General features: G+C 36.6%; 13 protein-coding genes, 1 pseudogene and 1 other annotated feature. Of the genes and pseudogenes, 7 read left to right on the forward strand and 7 right to left on the reverse strand.

The window, feature by feature from the left end:
• Nucleotides 1–102 precede the first annotated feature (102 nt).
• Entirely contained in the window at nt 103–1,197 is a 1,095-nt protein-coding gene (gene astE / locus BMW37_RS12675) for a succinylglutamate desuccinylase (RefSeq protein ID WP_245711070.1), read from the reverse strand.
• Between the two features lie 618 nt (nt 1,198–1,815).
• On the opposite strand from astE, the gene rimO reads away from it, so the two are divergent.
• Both rimO and BMW37_RS12685 read left to right on the forward strand, forming a co-directional pair.
• Nucleotides 1,816–3,177, forward strand: a complete 1,362-nt coding sequence (gene rimO, locus BMW37_RS12680) for a 30S ribosomal protein S12 methylthiotransferase RimO (protein WP_093321802.1) — start codon at nt 1,816–1,818, stop codon at nt 3,175–3,177.
• Between the two features lie 240 nt (nt 3,178–3,417).
• On the forward strand, nt 3,418–4,353 hold the full coding sequence (locus BMW37_RS12685) for an SPFH domain-containing protein (RefSeq protein WP_093321805.1): 936 nt from the start codon (nt 3,418–3,420) through the stop codon (nt 4,351–4,353).
• Nucleotides 4,354–4,454: 101 nt separating this feature from the next.
• On the opposite strand, the gene BMW37_RS12690 is transcribed toward BMW37_RS12685, so the two are convergent.
• A complete protein-coding gene (locus BMW37_RS12690; RefSeq protein ID WP_093321807.1) occupies nt 4,455–5,018 on the reverse strand; it encodes a hypothetical protein in 564 nt (187 codons plus the stop codon).
• A 793-nt stretch (nt 5,019–5,811) separates the two neighbouring features.
• Between BMW37_RS12690 and rluB the strand changes: the two genes are divergently transcribed.
• From rluB to BMW37_RS12710, 4 genes are all read left to right on the forward strand, one after another.
• Nucleotides 5,812–6,756: a 23S rRNA pseudouridine(2605) synthase RluB gene (gene rluB / locus BMW37_RS12695; protein WP_425441801.1), complete on the forward strand. Its 945-nt coding sequence runs from the start codon at nt 5,812–5,814 to the stop codon at nt 6,754–6,756.
• Between the two features lie 108 nt (nt 6,757–6,864).
• On the forward strand, nt 6,865–7,407 hold the full coding sequence (dsbB, locus tag BMW37_RS12700) for a disulfide bond formation protein DsbB (RefSeq protein WP_093321812.1): 543 nt from the start codon (nt 6,865–6,867) through the stop codon (nt 7,405–7,407).
• A 168-nt stretch (nt 7,408–7,575) separates the two neighbouring features.
• Entirely contained in the window at nt 7,576–8,439 is an 864-nt protein-coding gene (locus tag BMW37_RS12705) for a thioredoxin family protein (protein ID WP_093321815.1), read from the forward strand.
• A gap of 721 nt (nt 8,440–9,160) precedes the next feature.
• Nucleotides 9,161–11,644, forward strand: coding sequence for an Ig-like domain-containing protein (locus BMW37_RS12710; protein ID WP_093321817.1), 2,484 nt, complete (start codon nt 9,161–9,163; stop codon nt 11,642–11,644).
• A gap of 97 nt (nt 11,645–11,741) precedes the next feature.
• Here the strand turns inward: BMW37_RS12710 and hisC are convergent, their stop codons facing one another.
• From hisC to argF, 4 genes are all read right to left on the reverse strand, one after another.
• The gene (gene hisC / locus BMW37_RS12715; protein ID WP_093321820.1) at nt 11,742–12,824 is read right to left on the reverse strand and encodes a histidinol-phosphate transaminase; all 1,083 of its coding nucleotides are present in this window, start codon (nt 12,822–12,824) and stop codon (nt 11,742–11,744) included.
• Between the two features lie 45 nt (nt 12,825–12,869).
• Nucleotides 12,870–14,180: a histidinol dehydrogenase gene (hisD, locus tag BMW37_RS12720; RefSeq protein ID WP_093321822.1), complete on the reverse strand. Its 1,311-nt coding sequence runs from the start codon at nt 14,178–14,180 to the stop codon at nt 12,870–12,872.
• A 6-nt stretch (nt 14,181–14,186) separates the two neighbouring features.
• A complete protein-coding gene (hisG, locus tag BMW37_RS12725) occupies nt 14,187–15,086 on the reverse strand; it encodes an ATP phosphoribosyltransferase (protein ID WP_093321824.1) in 900 nt (299 codons plus the stop codon).
• Nucleotides 15,087–15,307: 221 nt separating this feature from the next.
• Nucleotides 15,308–15,434, reverse strand: a sequence feature (His leader region).
• Nucleotides 15,435–16,007: 573 nt separating this feature from the next.
• Complete coding sequence (gene argF, locus BMW37_RS12730) at nt 16,008–17,012, reverse strand: ornithine carbamoyltransferase (RefSeq protein ID WP_093321827.1); 1,005 nt, start codon at nt 17,010–17,012, stop codon at nt 16,008–16,010.
• 959 nt (nt 17,013–17,971) lie between these two features.
• On the opposite strand from argF, the gene BMW37_RS15335 reads away from it, so the two are divergent.
• Complete coding sequence (locus BMW37_RS15335) at nt 17,972–19,693, forward strand: flagellin N-terminal helical domain-containing protein (protein WP_245711071.1); 1,722 nt, start codon at nt 17,972–17,974, stop codon at nt 19,691–19,693.
• Nucleotides 19,694–19,797: 104 nt separating this feature from the next.
• Here BMW37_RS15335 and BMW37_RS12740 read toward each other — a convergent pair.
• Nucleotides 19,798–20,051 (reverse strand): annotated as a pseudogene (locus BMW37_RS12740) (IS982 family transposase); the annotation flags it as partial.

Consider the following 20,051-nt stretch of genomic DNA (forward strand, 5'->3'; position numbering starts at 1 on the left):
GAGCTTAACCATGGTATACCATAAAATACAACTACCTCATCATACAATTGATACAATTACATTTCACTCAGGCATAGGTTAACCATTTAGTTCTACAAATGGCTAAATAAATTTCCCCAATGCCTCTGAGGACTCAATTTGGGTCAACATGATGGCAGCTCTCAACCCTAGCGCAACTTTAGGATTCGGAAATAAAATCCACTCTTTTTCATGTTCAACACAATACCGAGTAGGTACATCGTCAATCGTCTGTTCTAATAGGCAATCGTTTTGATAGAAAAGTGTAAAATTAGGGCAATCATCTTTGACATTCAACTTAAAGCTCTTCTCATCTTGTTTTAGTAAAGAAGTATGGACTTTAAAAAAATCCATTTGTAGGTCAGATAAGTTGTACTGATTTGTTTTTAATGTATTATCTAGAGCACTTAAAGATTGCTTAGTCTTACTGTTATCCGGAGATTGAATAAAATCATTAGCACTTATTACATTTTCTAAAGCCTTAAGTATTGAAACGTACAAACTTAGATCATTTTGACCAAATGGCCTTGCTTTACCTAATTCTAAAGTACAACTAGCAGCTTGAAATTCAGAAGCTGTAAATTGGCTAAATGTACCGCCTTTTGCATTATGAAACACAACTGCATCAAGCTCAGATTGTACAAAAAACCTTAACAAGCTTTGGGCATAATGATTGGGTTGATACGGAAGTAAAACAAATTTTGGATAGTGAGATGCTCTAATGGCCGTATGCATATCAAAATGCATTTTAGTACAATTTGTATGGCTTTCATAAAACTGTCTCACCAAAGATTCTAGTGACTGGGCACGTTTTGTTTCAGAACTAGGTTTAAATTGGGTCAATTTACCACTGAACATACGATTCAGGTCATCTTGCACATAACGTGTCCCTGCAAGAATTGCTTCTGGATTACCCAGTATAACTAATAAAGCCACATTTAAAGGTAACGCCCCTGCAAATAGCCTTTGAATTAATTGATTGAGAAGCTCAATCGGCGCGGTCTCATTACCATGTATCCCTGCGCTAATCACAATTGCACTTTGGACATTTCCTTGATTAGGCAATAGCTCTAAAACACCAACATCTAACCAACGGTAGGTTAATCTGGTTTCTGTTTTGGGTGTTAAATTAATCTCTTTTGTTTGTAGCTGTAGCTTGAGCTCGGTAATCATATCCATATAAACCTCGTATAATGTTTGGCATCCCATAATTTAAATAACAAAAAGTTAAATAATAAAAAAGGTAATCAAGTGTAGCATTTCGTATAAAATACAAACAACCGATTTGTATGGTCAATAAATAAACTCTTTATAAGATATACTTCTTTGATAGTGTTATGAGCTTAAAATCCCAAAACAATAAACATCAAATACTAAACGTTAAAACTTAACAACAGACTTGATATTTAGCTTGTGATTAATTCTATTGCTGATCTTAAATCTTGGCACTATCCAAGGTTATGCCGCCCTAAACCTAAAAATAAATATCCCACAGAAAATTGTTTAAAAGCTGATTAAGGCATAACAATTTAAAGCTGAAACGTGTAGAATAGGACATCGTTGTGAGTAAATCTGTTCTGAACTGTCAGTGATAAATAAATGCATAAAAATAATGCACAATGACATAGTATAAAACTATTTTGCCCTGTATTAACACTATAAACTTTATAAACATATTCTTTGTTACTGTTGTTGGTACACATAAATTAAATAATTTAGAACTCACGAGCCCGTTAAGGCAAATAGTAATATTTCACACCAAAGATCATTAACCATCTGCTATCTGAAGGATACCTAATGCAACAAATCAGTACAAGTAGTCATCTAAATGCTACAAAATCAACCCCACCTAAAGTCGGCTTTATCTCACTTGGGTGTCCTAAAAATCTAGTCGATTCTGAGAGAATATTAACTCAGTTACGCACTGATGGATATCAAGTTGTTCCCTCATACAATGATGCTGATTTAGTGATAGTCAATACCTGTGGTTTTATTGACAGCGCAGTACAAGAATCTCTTGAAACAATAGGAGAAGCATTAACTGAGAATGGAAAAGTCATTGTTACAGGCTGCCTTGGTGCAAAAGAAAATCAAATACGAGAAGTACATCCTAAAGTATTAGAGATAACAGGCCCTCATAGCTACGAGCAAGTATTAAAACATGTCCATCACTATTTGCCAAAGCCTATACACAACCCTTTTTTAAGTCTTGTGCCTGAACAAGGGGTCAAATTGACACCTAAGCATTATGCTTATCTTAAAATATCTGAGGGCTGTAACCATAGATGCACGTTTTGTATCATTCCCTCAATGAGAGGAGATTTAGACAGTCGAGAAATTGGTTCTATTTTAGATGAAGCGCAGCGCCTCGTGAATTCAGGTGTAAAAGAATTATTAGTTATCTCACAAGATACTTCTGCTTTTGGTATTGATGTCAAACATAAAACCGGATTTTGGCAAGGGCAACCGGTTAAAACGAGTATGCTTGGTTTGTGTGAAGCTTTAAGTAAACTCGGTATATGGGTAAGATTACACTATGTCTACCCCTATCCACATGTTGATGATGCCATCCCATTAATGGCAGAGGGGAAAATTCTTCCATATCTAGACATACCTCTGCAACATGCTAGCCCTAAAATATTAAAATTGATGAAAAGACCAGGCAGTGTTGAACGTACTCTTGAGCGAATTAAACGCTGGAGAGAAATTTGCCCAGAGATCACATTACGTTCGACTTTCATTGTAGGGTTTCCAGGTGAAACAGAAGAAGACTTTCAAATGCTATTAGATTTTATTACTGAAGCTAAACTCGATAGAGTCGGATGTTTTCAATATAGTCCTGTGGATGGAGCGGCTGCTAATCAATTACCAGATCAAGTACCTGATGATATCAAAGAAGATCGTTTTCATAGATTCATGCAACTTCAACAGTCTATTTCAACTGAGCGTTTAGCGCAAAAAGTAGGTAGTCAAATTACCGTAATTATTGATGAAATTGTTGAAGAAGGTTATATTGGTAGAAGCATGGCTGATGCTCCTGAAATCGATGGTATTGTGGTTGTCACAGGGCAATCTACCAATTTAAAACCAGGTGATTTTATTCAGGTATCCGTTACAGGTAGCGATGAATACGACTTATTTGGATATCTGGTAGAATAATTAATTCTAGTCCAACTTAATTATCTGCATCAAACTGGCCATAATGAAAATCATATTATGCCTTTTATTAAGGGCTTTTACTCATGAATCTTAAATTCATGAATGGAAGCTTAAAGCTAGAAAACATGCCTAATATTGACTAGTGTTCTAGACTCAATTTTAAGTACTACCCCTAACTACGCCTTATATTGTATTAAAGGCGTATAATCAAACCATAACCACTTTTATAAGGATTATTTCATGTTTGGAGACATTTTCAATACTGTTGCAGTTTTGCCAATTATTCTGGTTATCTTAGCAATTATTGTTATTTATTCGTCTGTTAAAGTTGTGCCACAAGGATTTCAGTGGACGGTTGAGCGTTTCGGTCGTTATACGAAAACGCTAACTCCTGGTTTAAATTTTTTAGTGCCATTTGTAGATAAAGTTGGCAGACGCATCAATGTTATGGAACAAGTATTAGATATTCCATCGCAAGAAGTCATTTCCCGTGATAATGCAAACGTTGCGATTGACGCAATTTGCTTTATTCAAGTAGTTGATGCTGCAAAAGCTGCCTATGAAGTCAGCAATCTAGAGACTGCAATAGTCAATCTTGCTATGACTAACTTCAGAACCGTACTTGGTGCGATGGAATTAGATGAAATGCTATCACAAAGAGATGTGATTAATGGCAGGTTACTTTCAATTGTTGATGAAGCCACCAATCCTTGGGGAGTTAAAATTACGCGAATCGAAATCCGTGATGTGAGACCACCCGTTGAATTAGTTGCCTCGATGAATGCACAAATGAAAGCAGAAAGAACCAAACGTGCAGATATTCTAGAAGCTGAAGGAATTCGTCAAGCAGCAATACTCAAAGCAGAAGGGGAAAAACAGTCACAAATCCTTAAAGCCGAAGGTGAAAAACAATCTGCCTTTTTACAAGCAGAAGCTCGTGAAAGAGCTGCGGAAGCTGAAGCGAATGCAACAAGAATGGTATCAGAAGCAATATCCTCTGGAAACGTACAAGCGATTAACTATTTTGTAGCTCAAAAATATACTGAAGCGCTGCAATCAATTGGTCAATCTGATAATAGCAAAGTCATTATGATGCCACTTGATGCGAGTAATATTATTGGAGCAATCGGTGGGATTACTGAGTTAATTAATTCATCCAAAGAAGGACGCAAATAATCTCCTTCATTTGTCAGAACTGACTTATCACTTTTGCCATGCATTAATCAGCCTAATGTTAAAGCCCATAACCACAACTCTCGTGTTTATGGGCTTTTTACTTATAAACTACTAGGACTGACTGTTGACGGGGTTGACACTAAATCTCGAACACATGCAACGTAATTACTTGTTTGAGGAGTTAGCCTAGTAGGATTACCCCCAGTTAAATTGGTAAATCCACCTGAGGCGATTAAAAAAGCGAAACGGCCTAATGTATAATTGCTCTGACTCGCAAATGAACTAGTGTACTTATTTTGTGCTGGCTCTGTTACCCAATATCTATCTGATACGGTTGTTTCCCAACCATTTCCATATGCACTCAGATTCCCCCACTCATTATACAATGACCCAGAAACTGTTCGCGCACCATTATTTGCTTTTCTTGCTTTCGTAATATCATTATCCTGATAGGTTGACCAGTGCCCGGGGCTCTTGGGTGCATTAGCTGCATAAGGTAAAAATGAATTTTGTGCAGAATTATACTCTCCAGCTGCGGGTAATCTATAGCCTTTACCTTGAGATTCACAAAATACATCAGGATTATTGGCAGCCGTTTTTTGTTGAATGGCATTACCTTGCCCAGCAAAAGTGGTATCCCTCCAGAAATTATTTGGAGCAGGCATCACATAGCCTTGAGTAACTGGCGCTGAGTCTATAGAACAGGAAATAAAAGTGATGAAAGAGCCTATTAATAGGCAAAAAGCGGGCTTAGTTGCGGTGTTGCGGTGTTGCGGTGTTTAATTTTAGCATAACTAACTCCATAAAATCAATAACTTAATTTAAATTACGAACCGACCGATCAGTTTACATACAAATCAATTCAACATGTAACATTATACACATTTAAAAACAATTATCAGCTATTTTTTATTCCTAAACCAGGTAAGAATTATATTTTGTGTTCTAAACGTAAAAAATTATGATGTTTCCATCGCACTGCTCTTTAATTAATTCCAGTAACTCTTAAAATAGTTAAGCATTAAACATCTTAAACCTGGGATAGGCCATTTATTCCTAATTCAAGTGAATAAGTAGATTGATGGAAATAGGCAGATAGGGTAAAATCTCCGCTCGATACATATAGTAACAAGATCCAAATCAAATGATTTGTTCTCTGCCTGAAATGAGCCAAGAGAGCCCCATTAAAAATTGATAATTTTGTTTACTAAACCATTTACACATTCGACGCCTGGGAAGGCGCCAATAGGAGTTATAATAATGTCACAACAACCCACTCGAAATAAACCCAATACATCTCGTTCACACCAATCAGCTTCTAATTCTAGGAAAGATGATCCTCGCAGAGCTAATAGCTCTCGGACTAGAACCGGAGAGGATTCAAAACCCGCTTTTCAAAAGGGAAAAGAAGACGCTAAACGTAGTGGAAATAATAGACTACAAACTCAAGCAAGACCAATCAAAAAAGCAACAACCCCTACACCTAAACCCGCAACCAATCACCAACAAACGCAACAAAGCAAACCACATCCAGACTCAGAAAAACTTCAAAAAGTACTTGCTCGAGCAGGATTAGGATCAAGGCGTGAAGTAGAAAGCATTATTGAAGCAGGTCGAGTGAGTGTGGATGGAAAAATTGCTCACTTAGGTGAGCGAGTGATCATTACCCCAGAGCTAAAAATTCGTGTGGATGGTAAAGTAATAAGCATCAAAGAACCAGATCAAGAGAAATGCCGTATACTCATCTATTATAAACCAGAAGGTGAAATCTGCACGCGCCATGATCCCGAAGGCAGACCGACTGTTTATGAGCGTTTACCCAAAATCAGTCATGGCAGATGGATAGCGGTAGGTCGCTTAGATATTAACACATCAGGATTATTACTTTTTACGAATGATGGTGAGCTGGCTAATCGTTTAATGCACCCAAGTAACGAAATAGAACGTGAATACTCTGTACGCGTCTTTGGCGAAGTCACCGATGAGAAAAAAAGATTAGTGACGAAAGGGGTTCAATTAGAAGATGGCCCAGCCTCTTTTAAACGGTTAACGCCAGCTGGCGGAGAAGGAATTAATCAGTGGTATAATGTGGTGCTCACCGAGGGCCGTAACCGAGAAGTCAGGCGCATTTGGGAAGCTGTAGAATTACAAGTAAGTCGATTAATCCGTATACGTTATGGCAATATCCATCTACCTACTCGCTTACCTCGTGGTGGATGGCAAGAAATGACAATACCAGATGTTAACTATTTACGCGAGCTGGTACAATTGCCAAAAGAAGCACAAGGTAAAATTAACCTTGATCAAGATAAGAAGAAACTGAAAACAGGCCAGATTAGGCGTGCGGTACAAAGACACGGTAAGCTCACAACAGTCAATCCACGTCGTAGCAGAAAAGTATAATTTAAATCACTCCCAGCATAATGGGAGTGCCATGATTCACTTTTTATAACAGGGTACCTAAGGCAAACAAAGTCATTCATACTACATAAAGGCAAAAAGGAGAGTTGCATGTTTCGTTATCTTAAGAAAATTTCTATGGGCAGAGGAGCTTGGCTCTTAATGTTGATTATAACAAGTGGATTACAAATCAGCGCCCTTTTCTTTCAACATGTGCTAAACATGCAGCCCTGCGTTTTATGTATCTATCAAAGAACGGCTTTATATGGTGTTTTACTGGCTTCTATCATTGGACTGATTGCACCAAAATCATTACTCATCAGATTACTCGCAATTAGTACGTGGTTGTATTCAGCTGCCTATGGTATGTCTTTTAGCTGGCAACATGTTAGATTACAGTTTTATTCGTCTCCGTTAGATACTTGTGATCTATTCCCGATTTTCTATTTTAATATAAAATGGGATGAGATTGTGCCTGTCATATTCAAAGCTAGCGGTAACTGTTCTGATAAACTTGGAACCATTTTAGGACTAGAAATGTCACAATGGATGCTCATCATCTTTAGTGCTTACTTCATTGTAGGGCTAGCTGTATTATGCTCGCAAATCGTAAAAGTCAAAGCTCAAAAAGCAATATTTAGTTTTAAAAAATAATATGTTCAATAACGATATAGCAACTATATCGTTATCTTCTACAAGATATTCATACCAAAATTAGATAACACTAGGGGTAGGTTACTTGCATTTTAGTATACTCATCCCCATAGTACTGATATTACAACAATACCCCAATTTTTCAATCCGGCAGAAGGAATCCTCATCATGCAAGATTTTAGCTTTGATATTACAACTGAAAACATCAGAGATGTACTGGCTCATTCAACAAACCTACCGGTTATGTTCTATTTTTATTCATCACAAGTACCTGAATGTCAGGAAAGTGATTTATTAGTAGAGCAACTCACTAAAGAGCATCACGGCTTATTTATTCTGGCCAAAGTTAATTGTGATGAACAAATGGCGATAGCGCAGCAATTTGGTTTACGTGCATTACCCACCTTTTATCTCTTTAAAGATAACCAACCTGTTAATGCGATACAAGGCCCTCAAACAAAAGAAGCGTTGAATGCATTTCTTGCTGAAGTTTTACCTGCTCAAGCAGAACAAGATTTTAACGCAGCTAAGTTACTTTTATCCGAAGATAAATTATTAGAGGCTTTACCACTACTAAGGCAAGCGCTAGCTAATGCAGATACAAGGGCTCCTTATTATAGTGAAATTGTCTTAGTACTAGCAGAAACGTTCATTCAACTTAATCGAACAGATGAAGCAGAGAACACTTTAACACAGGTATTACCACAAGATAGAGACAGTCGGTATCAAGGCCTACTTTCTCAAATTGAACTTGCACGTAAAGCCGCTGACTCACCTGAAATACAGCAGCTACAAAAACAAGTCCAAGATCATCCTGATGATTATCCGTCATTAATTCAACTTGCTTTGCAATTACATCAAGTAGGGCGTAATGAAGAAGCATTAGAGAGCTTATTTGTCATCTTAAAACGTGACTTAGGCATTCTAGATGGTGAGATGAAAAAAGCATTTATGGATATATTATCAGCCTTAGGCACCGGAGATCCGCTTGCAGGACAATATCGCAGAAAAATATACTCTTTGCTATATTGATAGATTACATTGATATTGAATATATATATGGCTTTAATATTTGACCTACATCACATATTAAAGCTAATTAAGCACTTTTATTACGATTAATTTTTATGAATAAACCATGCATTTAACCCATCTATATATTTCCTTACCCTCTTCTTTTGAAAATACTGAATATTCTTATCACTAACTTAACATAGTAATGATTTTAAGATACAAATTAAACTACAATCATAAAGTTATCTAACCAAATAAATGATTCAATTTATTAATTCTACTTATTCACATGTAATTACAAGCAATAAAATAACATTAACATACATTACTTTACGCCACTCGCTTTACACTATAACTTCATTTGGGTAATATCCTAATTAGTCAAAGGAAGCACAATAAACACACTACCAAATAAATAACAATAAGCAATTAACAAGCATAATATTGTTATATGAATAGATAAAATTAACGCATAAAATCGCAACCATATTATTTATGGATTGTTGATGAAATCATTTTAATATAAATAAAAAATTAATTTCCAAAATACTCTACGCACTAAAACGAGTTACTTAAGTGATTAAATTCACCCAGTAATACTGTGACCTATCTTAGGCACCTACTTATCACTAAAACGGCTAACTCACTATACTACATTTAATAGACATTATTGTCTTAATAATGAATCATTCAACATAATAAATATTCAACACTGTATTTAATTATAAAAAGGACTATTATGAACCACTTAAAATTATTACTTTGCTTTTTATTATCGCTCATGTCTTATTCAGCTACGGCTACGCTACATCTAGAAAGCACAAAAAAAACAAAACCGATTAAAGGATTTGCCCCTTTTATGCAATCAATTGGTACTCAAATGGATGCTAAAGAGGGATATGTCTTTGATGAAAATAACCAACCTGTCACCGCCGTTAATCATATACTTTCAATTCCTTCTTTATTATGTAATTACGATGAAAACAAAGTATCTCATAATGATCTGATACCTTTTTTTGATTTCCAAGATCAAGATAACGATATATGTGATATCAATAATGCAGGTACGATTAATTGGTATATTTTAGATCCCAAAGAGAATGATTGGCAGAGCATTACCAATTGGGAACAATTATCACCAAGATTAATCAATAACATTAGTTTTCCAGGCAGTTTATTGCCTCCTGGTAATATCAATACAAGCTTATATACTCAGGCCTTAAAAATCCCTATTGAAGCGGCCGGTAAACGAATTGGATTTACCTACACACCATATGCTCGTACTGGTACTCCGAGAGCAGGACAAAGTATTAAAGTTTGGGACCTAGATTACTTTTTTGGTCAATCGCCCTATTTAGAGCCAGGCATTCCCTCGAACCCTAACGATGGGGTAAAACTGAATCAAAATCTTAATGCTGGCGGTGGCAATGTCACAAATTTTGCACAACCTGATATAGATAGCTTAAGAATGAAAGGTATATTTGCAGTAAATCAATCGATTGAAGTAGAGTATACTTTTTATGCTAACACATTTGGAAATTTTGAAGATGTCTCTCGTATTTGGTGGGGCAAGCAGGGTACAACAGCCAACTTAGCTAAATTTGACAACCCTAATTACACGACATCAAAGACTTCGCCACTTTTGAGCGCCTCAGATGTAGGATCTATTTATGAAGTCACCGTCCTGCCTATCCGTAAAGAATCAGGATACTATATTGTAGGCCGAGCGGCATCTGTTTTATCAAATGATCCTCGTAACGAATTTCCTAAACCACCTAGTATCGATAATTTAGCTTTCACAGATGATATTTTCCTATTAAAACCAATAAGTGCTACTTATGATTTTAATCACGGAGGTGCGGTAGGTGCGAAAGATATGTCTAAATATACGTGGTCGTACCGTAATGTACTAGATCAACTAGTAAGCTTATCAACTGGTACAATAATAGACTCAGGAAAAGTGCCTGATTCACCTGTTATTTCGCATACAATCGCAGGCAGAATGATTGAATTAAAAGTTGAACCTTTTGATGATTTATCAAGAAATGGTACGCCTATTACTATTACAAGCAGAGCTGAAGCATTAGAATATGTTGCCATTACACCTAGAACCTTAACATTTACTGTAGGTGATACCCAATCACAGTCACTCACTGCTAATGGCTATTATTCAAAAGGTACCGTAGCTGACATTTCTAATTTAGGAAATTGGCAATCTAATGATTTTGATATTATGGTGAATAACATAGGTGTTGTGACAATTAGCCCCAATAATACTGCCGCAAAATCCGGGTTAATTACATTTAATTATAATGGTATGAGTGATGCGGCTAATGTCATTATTCAATCTGCTATGACATTAGAATTAGAAATTGTCCAAAATAACGCAATTGCTAATGAATCATCTAACTCTATCCGAGCTATTGTAAGAGATGGCCAAGGAGTACCTGTGTCTAATGCAAGAGTCAATTTTAACACGACAAACAGTAATATTATGATATCTCCGACAACGGCAGTAACTAACTCAGAAGGCATGATTACAATCAATGTGAATAAAAATACCACAGGTAGTTCACAAGCCACGATTAATGCAACCTTATCAGGAACAGACATGACTGAATCAGTTATCGTTAACTTTTTAGGGTTGCGCGAAGTTAATCGAATTATTGCGCCGCAAAATTATACATTCTATCCTTATCAAAATTTCCCAACGACTGGATTTGATAATGCAAGTTTCACAATTATTGCTGATAATATAATAAACAATGACAGCCTAGTTTGGTCATCTAGCGATCCGACTGCTGCATCAGTTACGAGTGAAGGGATTGTGACACTGCAAGAAAGTAGCCTTCGAAAATCTATCCGAATTACGGCTAAGAACGATACCTACGCTTATCGCTATGAATTTAAAATCGATAAATGGTTTATGGCACCTAAGTTTTATAAATTTGATACAGGAGTAACGTATTGTACATCAATCAATGCCAAAATACCTGCAAGAATGGAATTAAGTCAAGGTAAAGGGGTAAGAGGTATCGGTTCTCTCTGGTCAGAGTGGCACAAACCACCAACATGGGTACAAGGCAAAGATACCCATTACTGGTCAAGTACTGAAAATTCATTCAGACGCGTCTATGTCATTGACATTATTACTGGTGAAAATACCCTAATTAAAGGTAATGATGGTGCTTATTCAGAATATACGAGTTGTATGAAACAATAGCAGTTTGAGTGTTCATAATACAAAGAATGGAAAAGATTAAAACCTTTTCCATTCTTATTAATGACATTAATTGTTTTATTAAACTCCACCCAACTGATTAAATCTGATTAAGGGTGTGGACCACTGCCTCGCACTCTTGTTGTGTGCCAATTGTAATGCGTAAACAATTATCTAAGCCTACTTGTTTGCTTTGATCTCTTATAATCACACCTGCATCCCACAGTCCTTTAAATACCGGAGCTGCATCTTTAAATCTAACTAATATATAGTTTGTTTCACTTGGATAAACCTCAACCACGCGCGCATCTTGTTTAAGGTTTTCAACAAGCCAAGCGCGACTTTTTCTGATTGACTCAACCCGTTTCATCATAGTTGAAATGCCCTCAGGCAATAGCGCTTCTGCGGCCATATCAGCGACAGGCACAGCAAGTGGATAAGGTGCGATGACTTTTAAAAGAAGCTCAATTATCTCAGCCCTCGCAATCGTAAATCCACACCTTAACCCTGCTAAGGCAAATGCTTTAGAAAGCGTTCTTAAAATCACTAAATTAGGATAATCTTTAAGCCAACTAGTTTTATTATGTTCTGGACAAAACTCTATATAAGCCTCATCAATTGCGACCATCGCCCTACCTTCAGCTAGTTCAAGTAGTGCTTTGATATCATCTGGATTAACAATATTCCCAGTCGGGTTATTTGGTGAACAAACATAAATAAGTTTAACGCTATCAAGATTAGCTTTGATAGCGTTTAAATCTAACTGCCAATCTTGCTTTGCTGTAATCGTCTTGCGCTCAATTCCAAATGTTTCAGCACTCACTGAATACATGCCATAAGTAGGCGGGCAAAAGAGTACAGCATCTTTACCTGGCTCACAAAATGCGCGAAGCAATAGTTCGATACTTTCATCAGCGCCGCGGCTAACTAATACTTCATCAGGGTTAACGCCAGCATAAGAAGCATATCTTTCAATTACTGCCTTAGGTTGACATTCAGGATATCGATTAAGATCAGACACGACCTTTAAGGTGGGACTAGTTGGGTATTCATTAGCATTTAACCAAACATCTCCATTACCACCAAGACGCCTTGCAGAAAGGTACGGAGTGAGTTTTTGAATGTTTTCTCGTGCTAATTTACGAATCAATTGTTCGGTGTCATTTAACGGTGTGGTTGCCATATTTAAGTCTCATTATACAGTCAGTGAATGATGGAAATAGTTCAATTATTTATTCAAATCAGCAAGTCTAATTGAAACTGCTTGCTTGTGCGCCTGTAAAAGCTCGGCTTCTGCCATTACTTCAATAATGGGCCCTAGTAATTTTAGCCCTTCTTTTGATAATTTTTGTACCGTCATGCGTTTTTGAAAATCTGCAAGTCCTAAACTTGAATAGGTTTTAGTATATCCATAGGTTGGTAATACGTGGTTAGTCCCAGATGCATAATCCCCTGCAGATTCTGGTGAATAATCACCTACAAACACTGATCCTGCATGCATAATCTGCTCTACATGATGTTCAGCATTATGTATCTGCAATATGAGATGTTCAGGTCCATACTGATTGCTGATATCAATCGACTCATCAATAGAGCGTGTGATAATTATTCTGGAGTGTGTTAATGCCTCAGATGCAATATTTTGTCTTGGTAACAGTGCAAGTTGGCGAGTCACTTCCTCTATCACCTTGTGAGCAAGTGTTTCACTTTCAGTTAATAATATGACCTGTGAATCTGGACCATGTTCGGCTTGTGAAAGTAGATCTGCTGCAATAAACGCAGGATTTGCTCGCTCATCACCGATAACAAGTACTTCAGAAGGCCCTGCTGGCATATCAATCGATGCACCATCGACAGCTTGTGATACTTGCCTTTTAGCTTCAGTTACAAAGCTATTACCTGGCCCAAAGATTTTATCAACTTTAGGGATGCTTTCTGTTCCAAAGGCCATCGCAGCAATCGCCTGGGCGCCACCTACCTGATAAATTTCATCTACACCACAGAGTTTTGCGGCATAAAGAATTTCAGCAGCTATGGGAGGCGGTGAGCACAATACTAAACGCTTGCATCCTGCTATTTTTGCTGGTGCAGCAAGCATCAGCACCGTTGAAAATAAAGGAGCTGACCCGCCTGGAATGTATAATCCAACTGCCTCTATCGGCCTTGTGACTTGCTCACAAATAACGCCAGGCATCGTCTCAACACATATTGATTTCGGTAATTGCGCTTCATGAAAAGTGCTTATATTTAATTTAGCTTGCTGTATTGCTGTTTTTAGTTCAGTTGAAAGCGTATTAGCTGCGGCCTCAATGATTGATGAGTCAACCAAAAGCGAATTGATAGTCGTTTTATCAAATTTAAGCGAAAGTGCCTTAAGAGCTGCATCACCTCCATCTTTTACCTGATTAATAATAGCCTCAACCGCCTGACTAACCGAGATATTAGCAGCCATAGCAGGTCTTTGTAGCAGTGCTTGCTTTGTCTTTTCATCTGCATCAGCCCACTTAATGGGAGCATTAAATTGAAATGTGGCAGGCATAATTCATTACTCCATCATTTTTTCAATTGGCAGTACAAGTATTGAGCTCGCGCCTAAAGCTTTTAATTGTTCCATGGTTTCCCAAAAGAGATTTTCTGAGCTCACCATATGGAGTGCTACTCTACTCTGATCACCTGCAAGTGGTAGGAGTGTCGGTTTTTCAGCGCCAGGCATCAAAGCAACAATTTCATCTAATTTATCTTTAGGTGCATGCATCATGATGTATTTTGATTCGCGAGCTTGAATCACACCCTGAATTCGGGTTAATAATTTATTGATGAGTGCTAAACGCTCTTCACTCATCTCACCTTCACGCTGTACTAAGCATGCTTTTGAACGATAAATCACTTCAACTTCACGTAAACCATTGGCTTCTAATGTCGCACCTGATGACACTAAATCACATATAGAGTCCGCTAATCCAGCTCTTGGTGCCACTTCTACTGAACCATTTAGCATACAAGGCTTAAAACTGACTCCGTGTTTAGATAGATATTCTTTTAGTAAATAAGGATATGAAGTTGCAATACGCGTACCATTTAAACTCTGGATGCCATCAAAAGGCACATCAACAGGCGTAGCAAGAGATAAGCGGCATCCACCAAAATCAAGACGTCTTAGCATTTTATAGCTAGGGTGTTCACCTTTTGCTCGGCGACTTAATAATTCTTCCTCTAGCACATTCTCCCCGACAATCCCTAAATCTACGACGCCATCCATAACTAATCCTGGAATGTCATCATCACGGACACGTAAAATATCAATCGGCATATTTTCAGCAAAGGCAATGAGTCTTTGCGTATGCAAATTAATTTTCACACCACAATTAGCTAATAACTCTCTTGAACCATCACTCAAGCGACCTGATTTTTGCATAGCAATGCGTAAACGATTTTTAGATAACATATTGTCATTTCCTTGTTAATAGAATCAATTGGTTGTTGATTCAATATACGATTAGGTTAATTAAAATTGATCTATACTAGCTTATTTTTCAAGAAATATTTCAACGCTCTATACTTTATTTTTTTACTTAGTTTTAAGCTTACTGACTCAATTTAGTTCTTTACTATGAAGTATTTTTGCTGCCGACGTGTTTTTACCGCCGATTATCTTTTATCTATGACATAAAAAAACCCTCGAAATTGAATCTTCCGAGGGTCTTGAGTTAAGGCTTACAACACCGCTTGGAAGAGTTAATAATCTTCCAAGCACCATCACCTGAAAGATTAATCAGTATGATGGTGATGATGCATTGTAAAAATTGTTTTTGAAACTAACATTTTTTCCTTTTCTGCCTTAACGATGATTTAGTTTAGTCAATTTTTAAATTGATTTATGTTTATAGCAATTTTGCTATTACATAAAGTCGCGGTTTAAATATTGTTTTATAGTTTTATAACTCTGTTAATATTTGGTTGCAGTCTACTAATTCAGTCTACTAATTAATCAAGATCCTGCACGCTTATCTTCTTAATACAATCAATACATAGATAAGTTTTACTACCCATGCAACTTCAAAGTCTGATTTTTCAGTGCTTATTAAATAACATAGTATAATAAACCGACTTCTTATGCCCGTTAAGTTAAACCATTAATATCTATTTTGCAAGTTATGGCGAATTTTAACTCTTCATTGCTTAAAAAACAATCATAACGACAAGTTAACTAAACGCAACGATCACTAATTATATCAGCACCTACTATATCAAAATCCATTAAAGAAATATGAGTATCTTGCCCACTTATATTTTACTTATTGGTGCTTATTGTTCTTATGCCATCACTCTAGACTAGCCTAGTTGAAAAATAAAACTATCTTCACCGCTATAAATGAGTGAGAGTAGCCACCATAACAGCTTTAATTGTATGCAAGCGGTTTTCTGCTTGATCGAATACAATACTATGTTCTGATTCAAATACATCATCAGTGACCTCTAAACCATTTGACATCCCATACTCTTCGGCTAATTGCTTGCCTAAAATGGTATGAGTATCATGAAAAGCAGGCAAACAGTGCAGAAATTTTACATTCGGATTATTCGTCATATCTAACATGGCTTGGTTCACTTGATAAGGCTTTAATAATGCAATACGTTCAGCCCATGCTGATTTAGCTTCTCCCATAGAGACCCAAACATCGGTATAAATAAAATCAGCACCGACTACACCCTCTTGAACAGATTCTGTCAACTCAATCAAACCACCTGTAATTTTAGCTGCCTGTTGACACTGCTCAACTAGTTGCCTATCTGGCCAGCATGATTTAGGTGCAACAAGCTTTAAAGACAACCCAGTCAAAGCAGCAGCTTCTAATAAACTATTTCCCATATTATTACGTGCATCACCAACATACACTAATTTAACCTCATTAATTGCTTTAGTTGAGTGTTCTTGCATAGTCAGTAAGTCTGCTAGAATTTGGGTTGGATGAAATTCATTAGTAAGACCATTCCAGACTGGAACACCTGCAGAGTGTGCTAATGCTTCTACGATCTCTTGTCCATATCCACGATACTGTATCCCATCATAAAACCGCCCTAGAACCCGCGCTGAATCCTTAACTGACTCCTTATGTCCAAACTGACTACCGCTTGGACCGAGATAGGTAACGTTTGCACCTTGATCGAAAGCGGCAACTTCAAATGCGCAGCGGGTGCGAGTAGAATCTTTTTCAAAAATCAGTGCAATATTTTTACCAACCAAATATTGCTGTTCACTACTTAATTTTTTTGCGGATTTAAGTGATTTCGAAAGTTCTAATAAATTCTGTATCTGTACAGGGGTAAAATCAAGTAATCTTAAAAATGACCGGCCAAATAGATCGTGCATGCTGTTGTCCTCTTATATAAAGTAAGCAGATAATTATCAAAAATGAAATAAAAAATATTCGCCATAATCTTTAGCAAATCGAAAAATCCCCCTACCGCTTAGTGAAGTTGATATAAAGTAATCAGTGCTCCTCCCCACCAGCCATGAAGTAAAATAAAATATACTCTAAGATACAACTAAACGATGCAACACAACCCTAGCCATTAATAGACAGCAAGGTGAATAATTTATGATAATTTGAAAATCAATCTTAACTAAATTGCACCTACTAAAAGACGTTAATACCCAAATTAACAGACCAGTGATGGTACCCAAAATCAGTTGTGTCAGGTCTTGCCAAAATGATTAGAACATTTTACCAGCAAATGAGTAAGCAGCTAATTTTAAGCGGCTAGTTCTACTCTTGAGCTAGGCTATGATTTTGTAATTATGACAATTAACTTTTGTTGCGCTTATTTTATTACACTAGTCATACTTCAGAAGATATTTATCAACATCATGCAATAGAACCGCGTCCTTCAGTATGAGAGACCTCTGTTCAACCTAAATACTAATGAATATTAATTCAATTATAATACATAAAAAATCAAATCAAGTGAATATTTTTTATGACTTTTTTTAATAACCAAAATAATCAAATGTCATACACTCTGAAAAACACTTTAAAATCTATGCCATATAGATTTACTGCTCGCTTATCGCTCTAAGTTAACAATCATCAGTCTATACCAGCCTTCAAGCAATTTACTCGCTTACGACAATTAGTAGATAAATTTATGTCAAATTGTAAATTTACGGAAGTTATTTAATTTTAAATCAAATCATTAAAACCTAATAATTATCTCAACACACAAAAACAGATAAAACACAGCATAAATATGTTAATTCATGTAAAGTTATTACAAAAAATTCCGATAAGTGTTAAGATATTTCAAAAAAATTACAATTAAGGAGTTGCAATGCCTGTTATCAATACTAATATGCTTTCATTGGCTACACAGAATAACTTATTAAAATCAAATAGTGGCCTATCAACTGCAATACAACGTTTATCTTCAGGACTTAGAATTAATAGTGCAAAAGATGATGCAGCAGGTCAAGCTATTGCCAATAGATTTACGACAAACATAAAAGGTTTAAATCAAGCACGTCGTAATGCTTCAGATGGGATATCAATCGCACAAACGGCAGAAGGTGCACTGAACTCAATCAATGATAATGTTCAGCGCATTAGAGAGCTCAGCGTACAGGCAGCAAATGGCAGCAATAGTGATACTGACCTCAACTCAATACAAGCTGAAATCCGACAGCGCCTAGATGAAATTGATAGAACCGCAGCAGAAACACAATTTAATGGCAAAAAAGTCTTAAATGAAGATGGAAAATTAAGATTACAAACTGGGGCAAATGATAACGAAACTGTTAACGTTGATACACAGAAAATGGATACAGGTTCTCTTGGTATTCGCTATTTCAATGTGAATGCCTTAGAGAATGTAAGGCCCATAAATAATGAAGAAGCTGGATTTATTACAGGATTACCTGGTACATTAGCGGAAACCCCAATTATCCGCCAATCAGATTCAGCTAAAGTACTAGATACATTCAATAGACAATATAATTTGAGTCCAGGTACATTAGCAGCTAGCGAAAAAATTTATACTAATGGGAATAATGAATTTTTTATGCGAATAGGAATCACTCAGCCAAATCCAGATACGACTAGGCTTGAACAATTAAGGTTACCTGTTAATACAGTACCAGAAACTTTCTTTTTTGCAAAAATCGACCCTGCAAAGAAAACCAGCCTAACTACTTTTGCTCCCTCTGATTTTACAGTTGAAACCTTATACCCTGGACATGTCGGCTCCACAGGCCAATTTTTAGGGCCTAATGGTGAGAGCCATGTTTTAGTTGGTGAAACATTAACTAAAGATGCTACTGCACTTTTAAATACTTTGCAAAACCTAGGCATTACTCTTCCATACACTGAAAACGTTTTATCAGCTTATGACACTAGACCTTTTGCTGCAATTGCAGGATTACCTTTTGATATTCTAAGAAACGAACATGCATCTGAATTTTTACTTACAGATGGCAATAAAATTTATCTATTATTAATTCGTTCTAATGCTGATGCTCCAGCTGAGGAGCAAGCTGCATTAGGTTTATCAAATGGATTAAATTTGCTTGCCGATATTACACATTACCTTACACCTTCATCAGAATTTAATGAGGTTTCGCCTCCTGAATATCTGATACTTAACGCAGAACCTATTATAGACCAAATACAGGTAAGTGATCTTTATACATTTACCCTTAAAGAAGAATCTTTATTTCAAGATCCATATCCTGAGCCAGGTACAGTATTGACACAGCTTCCTGTAGAGGCTCAAACTGCAAGAACAATTGATCCACTAGCAAAACTTGATAGCGCAATAGGCAAAATTGACAGTTATCGAGGAGATCTTGGTGCTGTAATGAATCGATTGGAGTCGAGCATCAATAATATTACTACAACATCAAATAATTTAACGGCAGCTAGGAGTAGAATTGAAGATGCTGATTATGCAATTGAGGTATCCAATATGAGTAGATATCAAATACTTCAACAGGCTGGGACATCAGTCCTCACACAAGCAAATCAAGTTCCTGATATGGTGCTTCAGCTGCTTAAATAACATCCTCCATGAATGATTACTACGCAGGATGGATAACCTCCTGCAGATCGTGCTTAATTCGCTAGAACTTCTACTAAAGCAGTATTTAACGCGATGCTCGACTTTTAAAATGCGAGATCTGCGATACTTAAAATGGGTCTACCTTGTTCTTTATTGAACAGGGTGGCCAGCTTGTGTGATAATATTTTCCTGCTCAGCCTATTAGTAAAGCTCAGCATTGTTCTTGCGAATGTTCTTTCAATATTGAATTTTTCAGCAAGTTGTCCAATTGTACTTTCAATAATTCTTCTTTTATCATTCCAAAAATTCCTAATGTTTTTAGGGAGTTTATCTCTCATGTTTTTCCTAACGGGTGTTT

This window comes from Thorsellia anophelis DSM 18579 (assembly GCF_900111395.1).
Taxonomy (GTDB): domain Bacteria; phylum Pseudomonadota; class Gammaproteobacteria; order Enterobacterales; family Thorselliaceae; genus Thorsellia; species Thorsellia anophelis.

What these genes read in the sequence shown, in the direction of transcription:
- astE (WP_245711070.1), bottom strand. Translation starts at nt 1,197, where the DNA reads ATGGATATGATTACCGAGCTCAAGCTACAGCTACAAACAAAAGAGATT.
- rimO (WP_093321802.1), top strand. Translation starts at nt 1,816, where the DNA reads ATGCAACAAATCAGTACAAGTAGTCATCTAAATGCTACAAAATCAACC.
- BMW37_RS12685 (WP_093321805.1), top strand. Translation starts at nt 3,418, where the DNA reads ATGTTTGGAGACATTTTCAATACTGTTGCAGTTTTGCCAATTATTCTG.
- BMW37_RS12690 (WP_093321807.1), bottom strand. Translation starts at nt 5,018, where the DNA reads ATGCCTGCTCCAAATAATTTCTGGAGGGATACCACTTTTGCTGGGCAA.
- dsbB (WP_093321812.1), top strand. Translation starts at nt 6,865, where the DNA reads ATGTTTCGTTATCTTAAGAAAATTTCTATGGGCAGAGGAGCTTGGCTC.
- BMW37_RS12705 (WP_093321815.1), top strand. Translation starts at nt 7,576, where the DNA reads ATGCAAGATTTTAGCTTTGATATTACAACTGAAAACATCAGAGATGTA.
- BMW37_RS12710 (WP_093321817.1), top strand. Translation starts at nt 9,161, where the DNA reads ATGAACCACTTAAAATTATTACTTTGCTTTTTATTATCGCTCATGTCT.
- hisC (WP_093321820.1), bottom strand. Translation starts at nt 12,824, where the DNA reads ATGGCAACCACACCGTTAAATGACACCGAACAATTGATTCGTAAATTA.
- hisD (WP_093321822.1), bottom strand. Translation starts at nt 14,180, where the DNA reads ATGCCTGCCACATTTCAATTTAATGCTCCCATTAAGTGGGCTGATGCA.
- hisG (WP_093321824.1), bottom strand. Translation starts at nt 15,086, where the DNA reads ATGTTATCTAAAAATCGTTTACGCATTGCTATGCAAAAATCAGGTCGC.
- argF (WP_093321827.1), bottom strand. Translation starts at nt 17,012, where the DNA reads ATGCACGATCTATTTGGCCGGTCATTTTTAAGATTACTTGATTTTACC.
- BMW37_RS15335 (WP_245711071.1), top strand. Translation starts at nt 17,972, where the DNA reads ATGCCTGTTATCAATACTAATATGCTTTCATTGGCTACACAGAATAAC.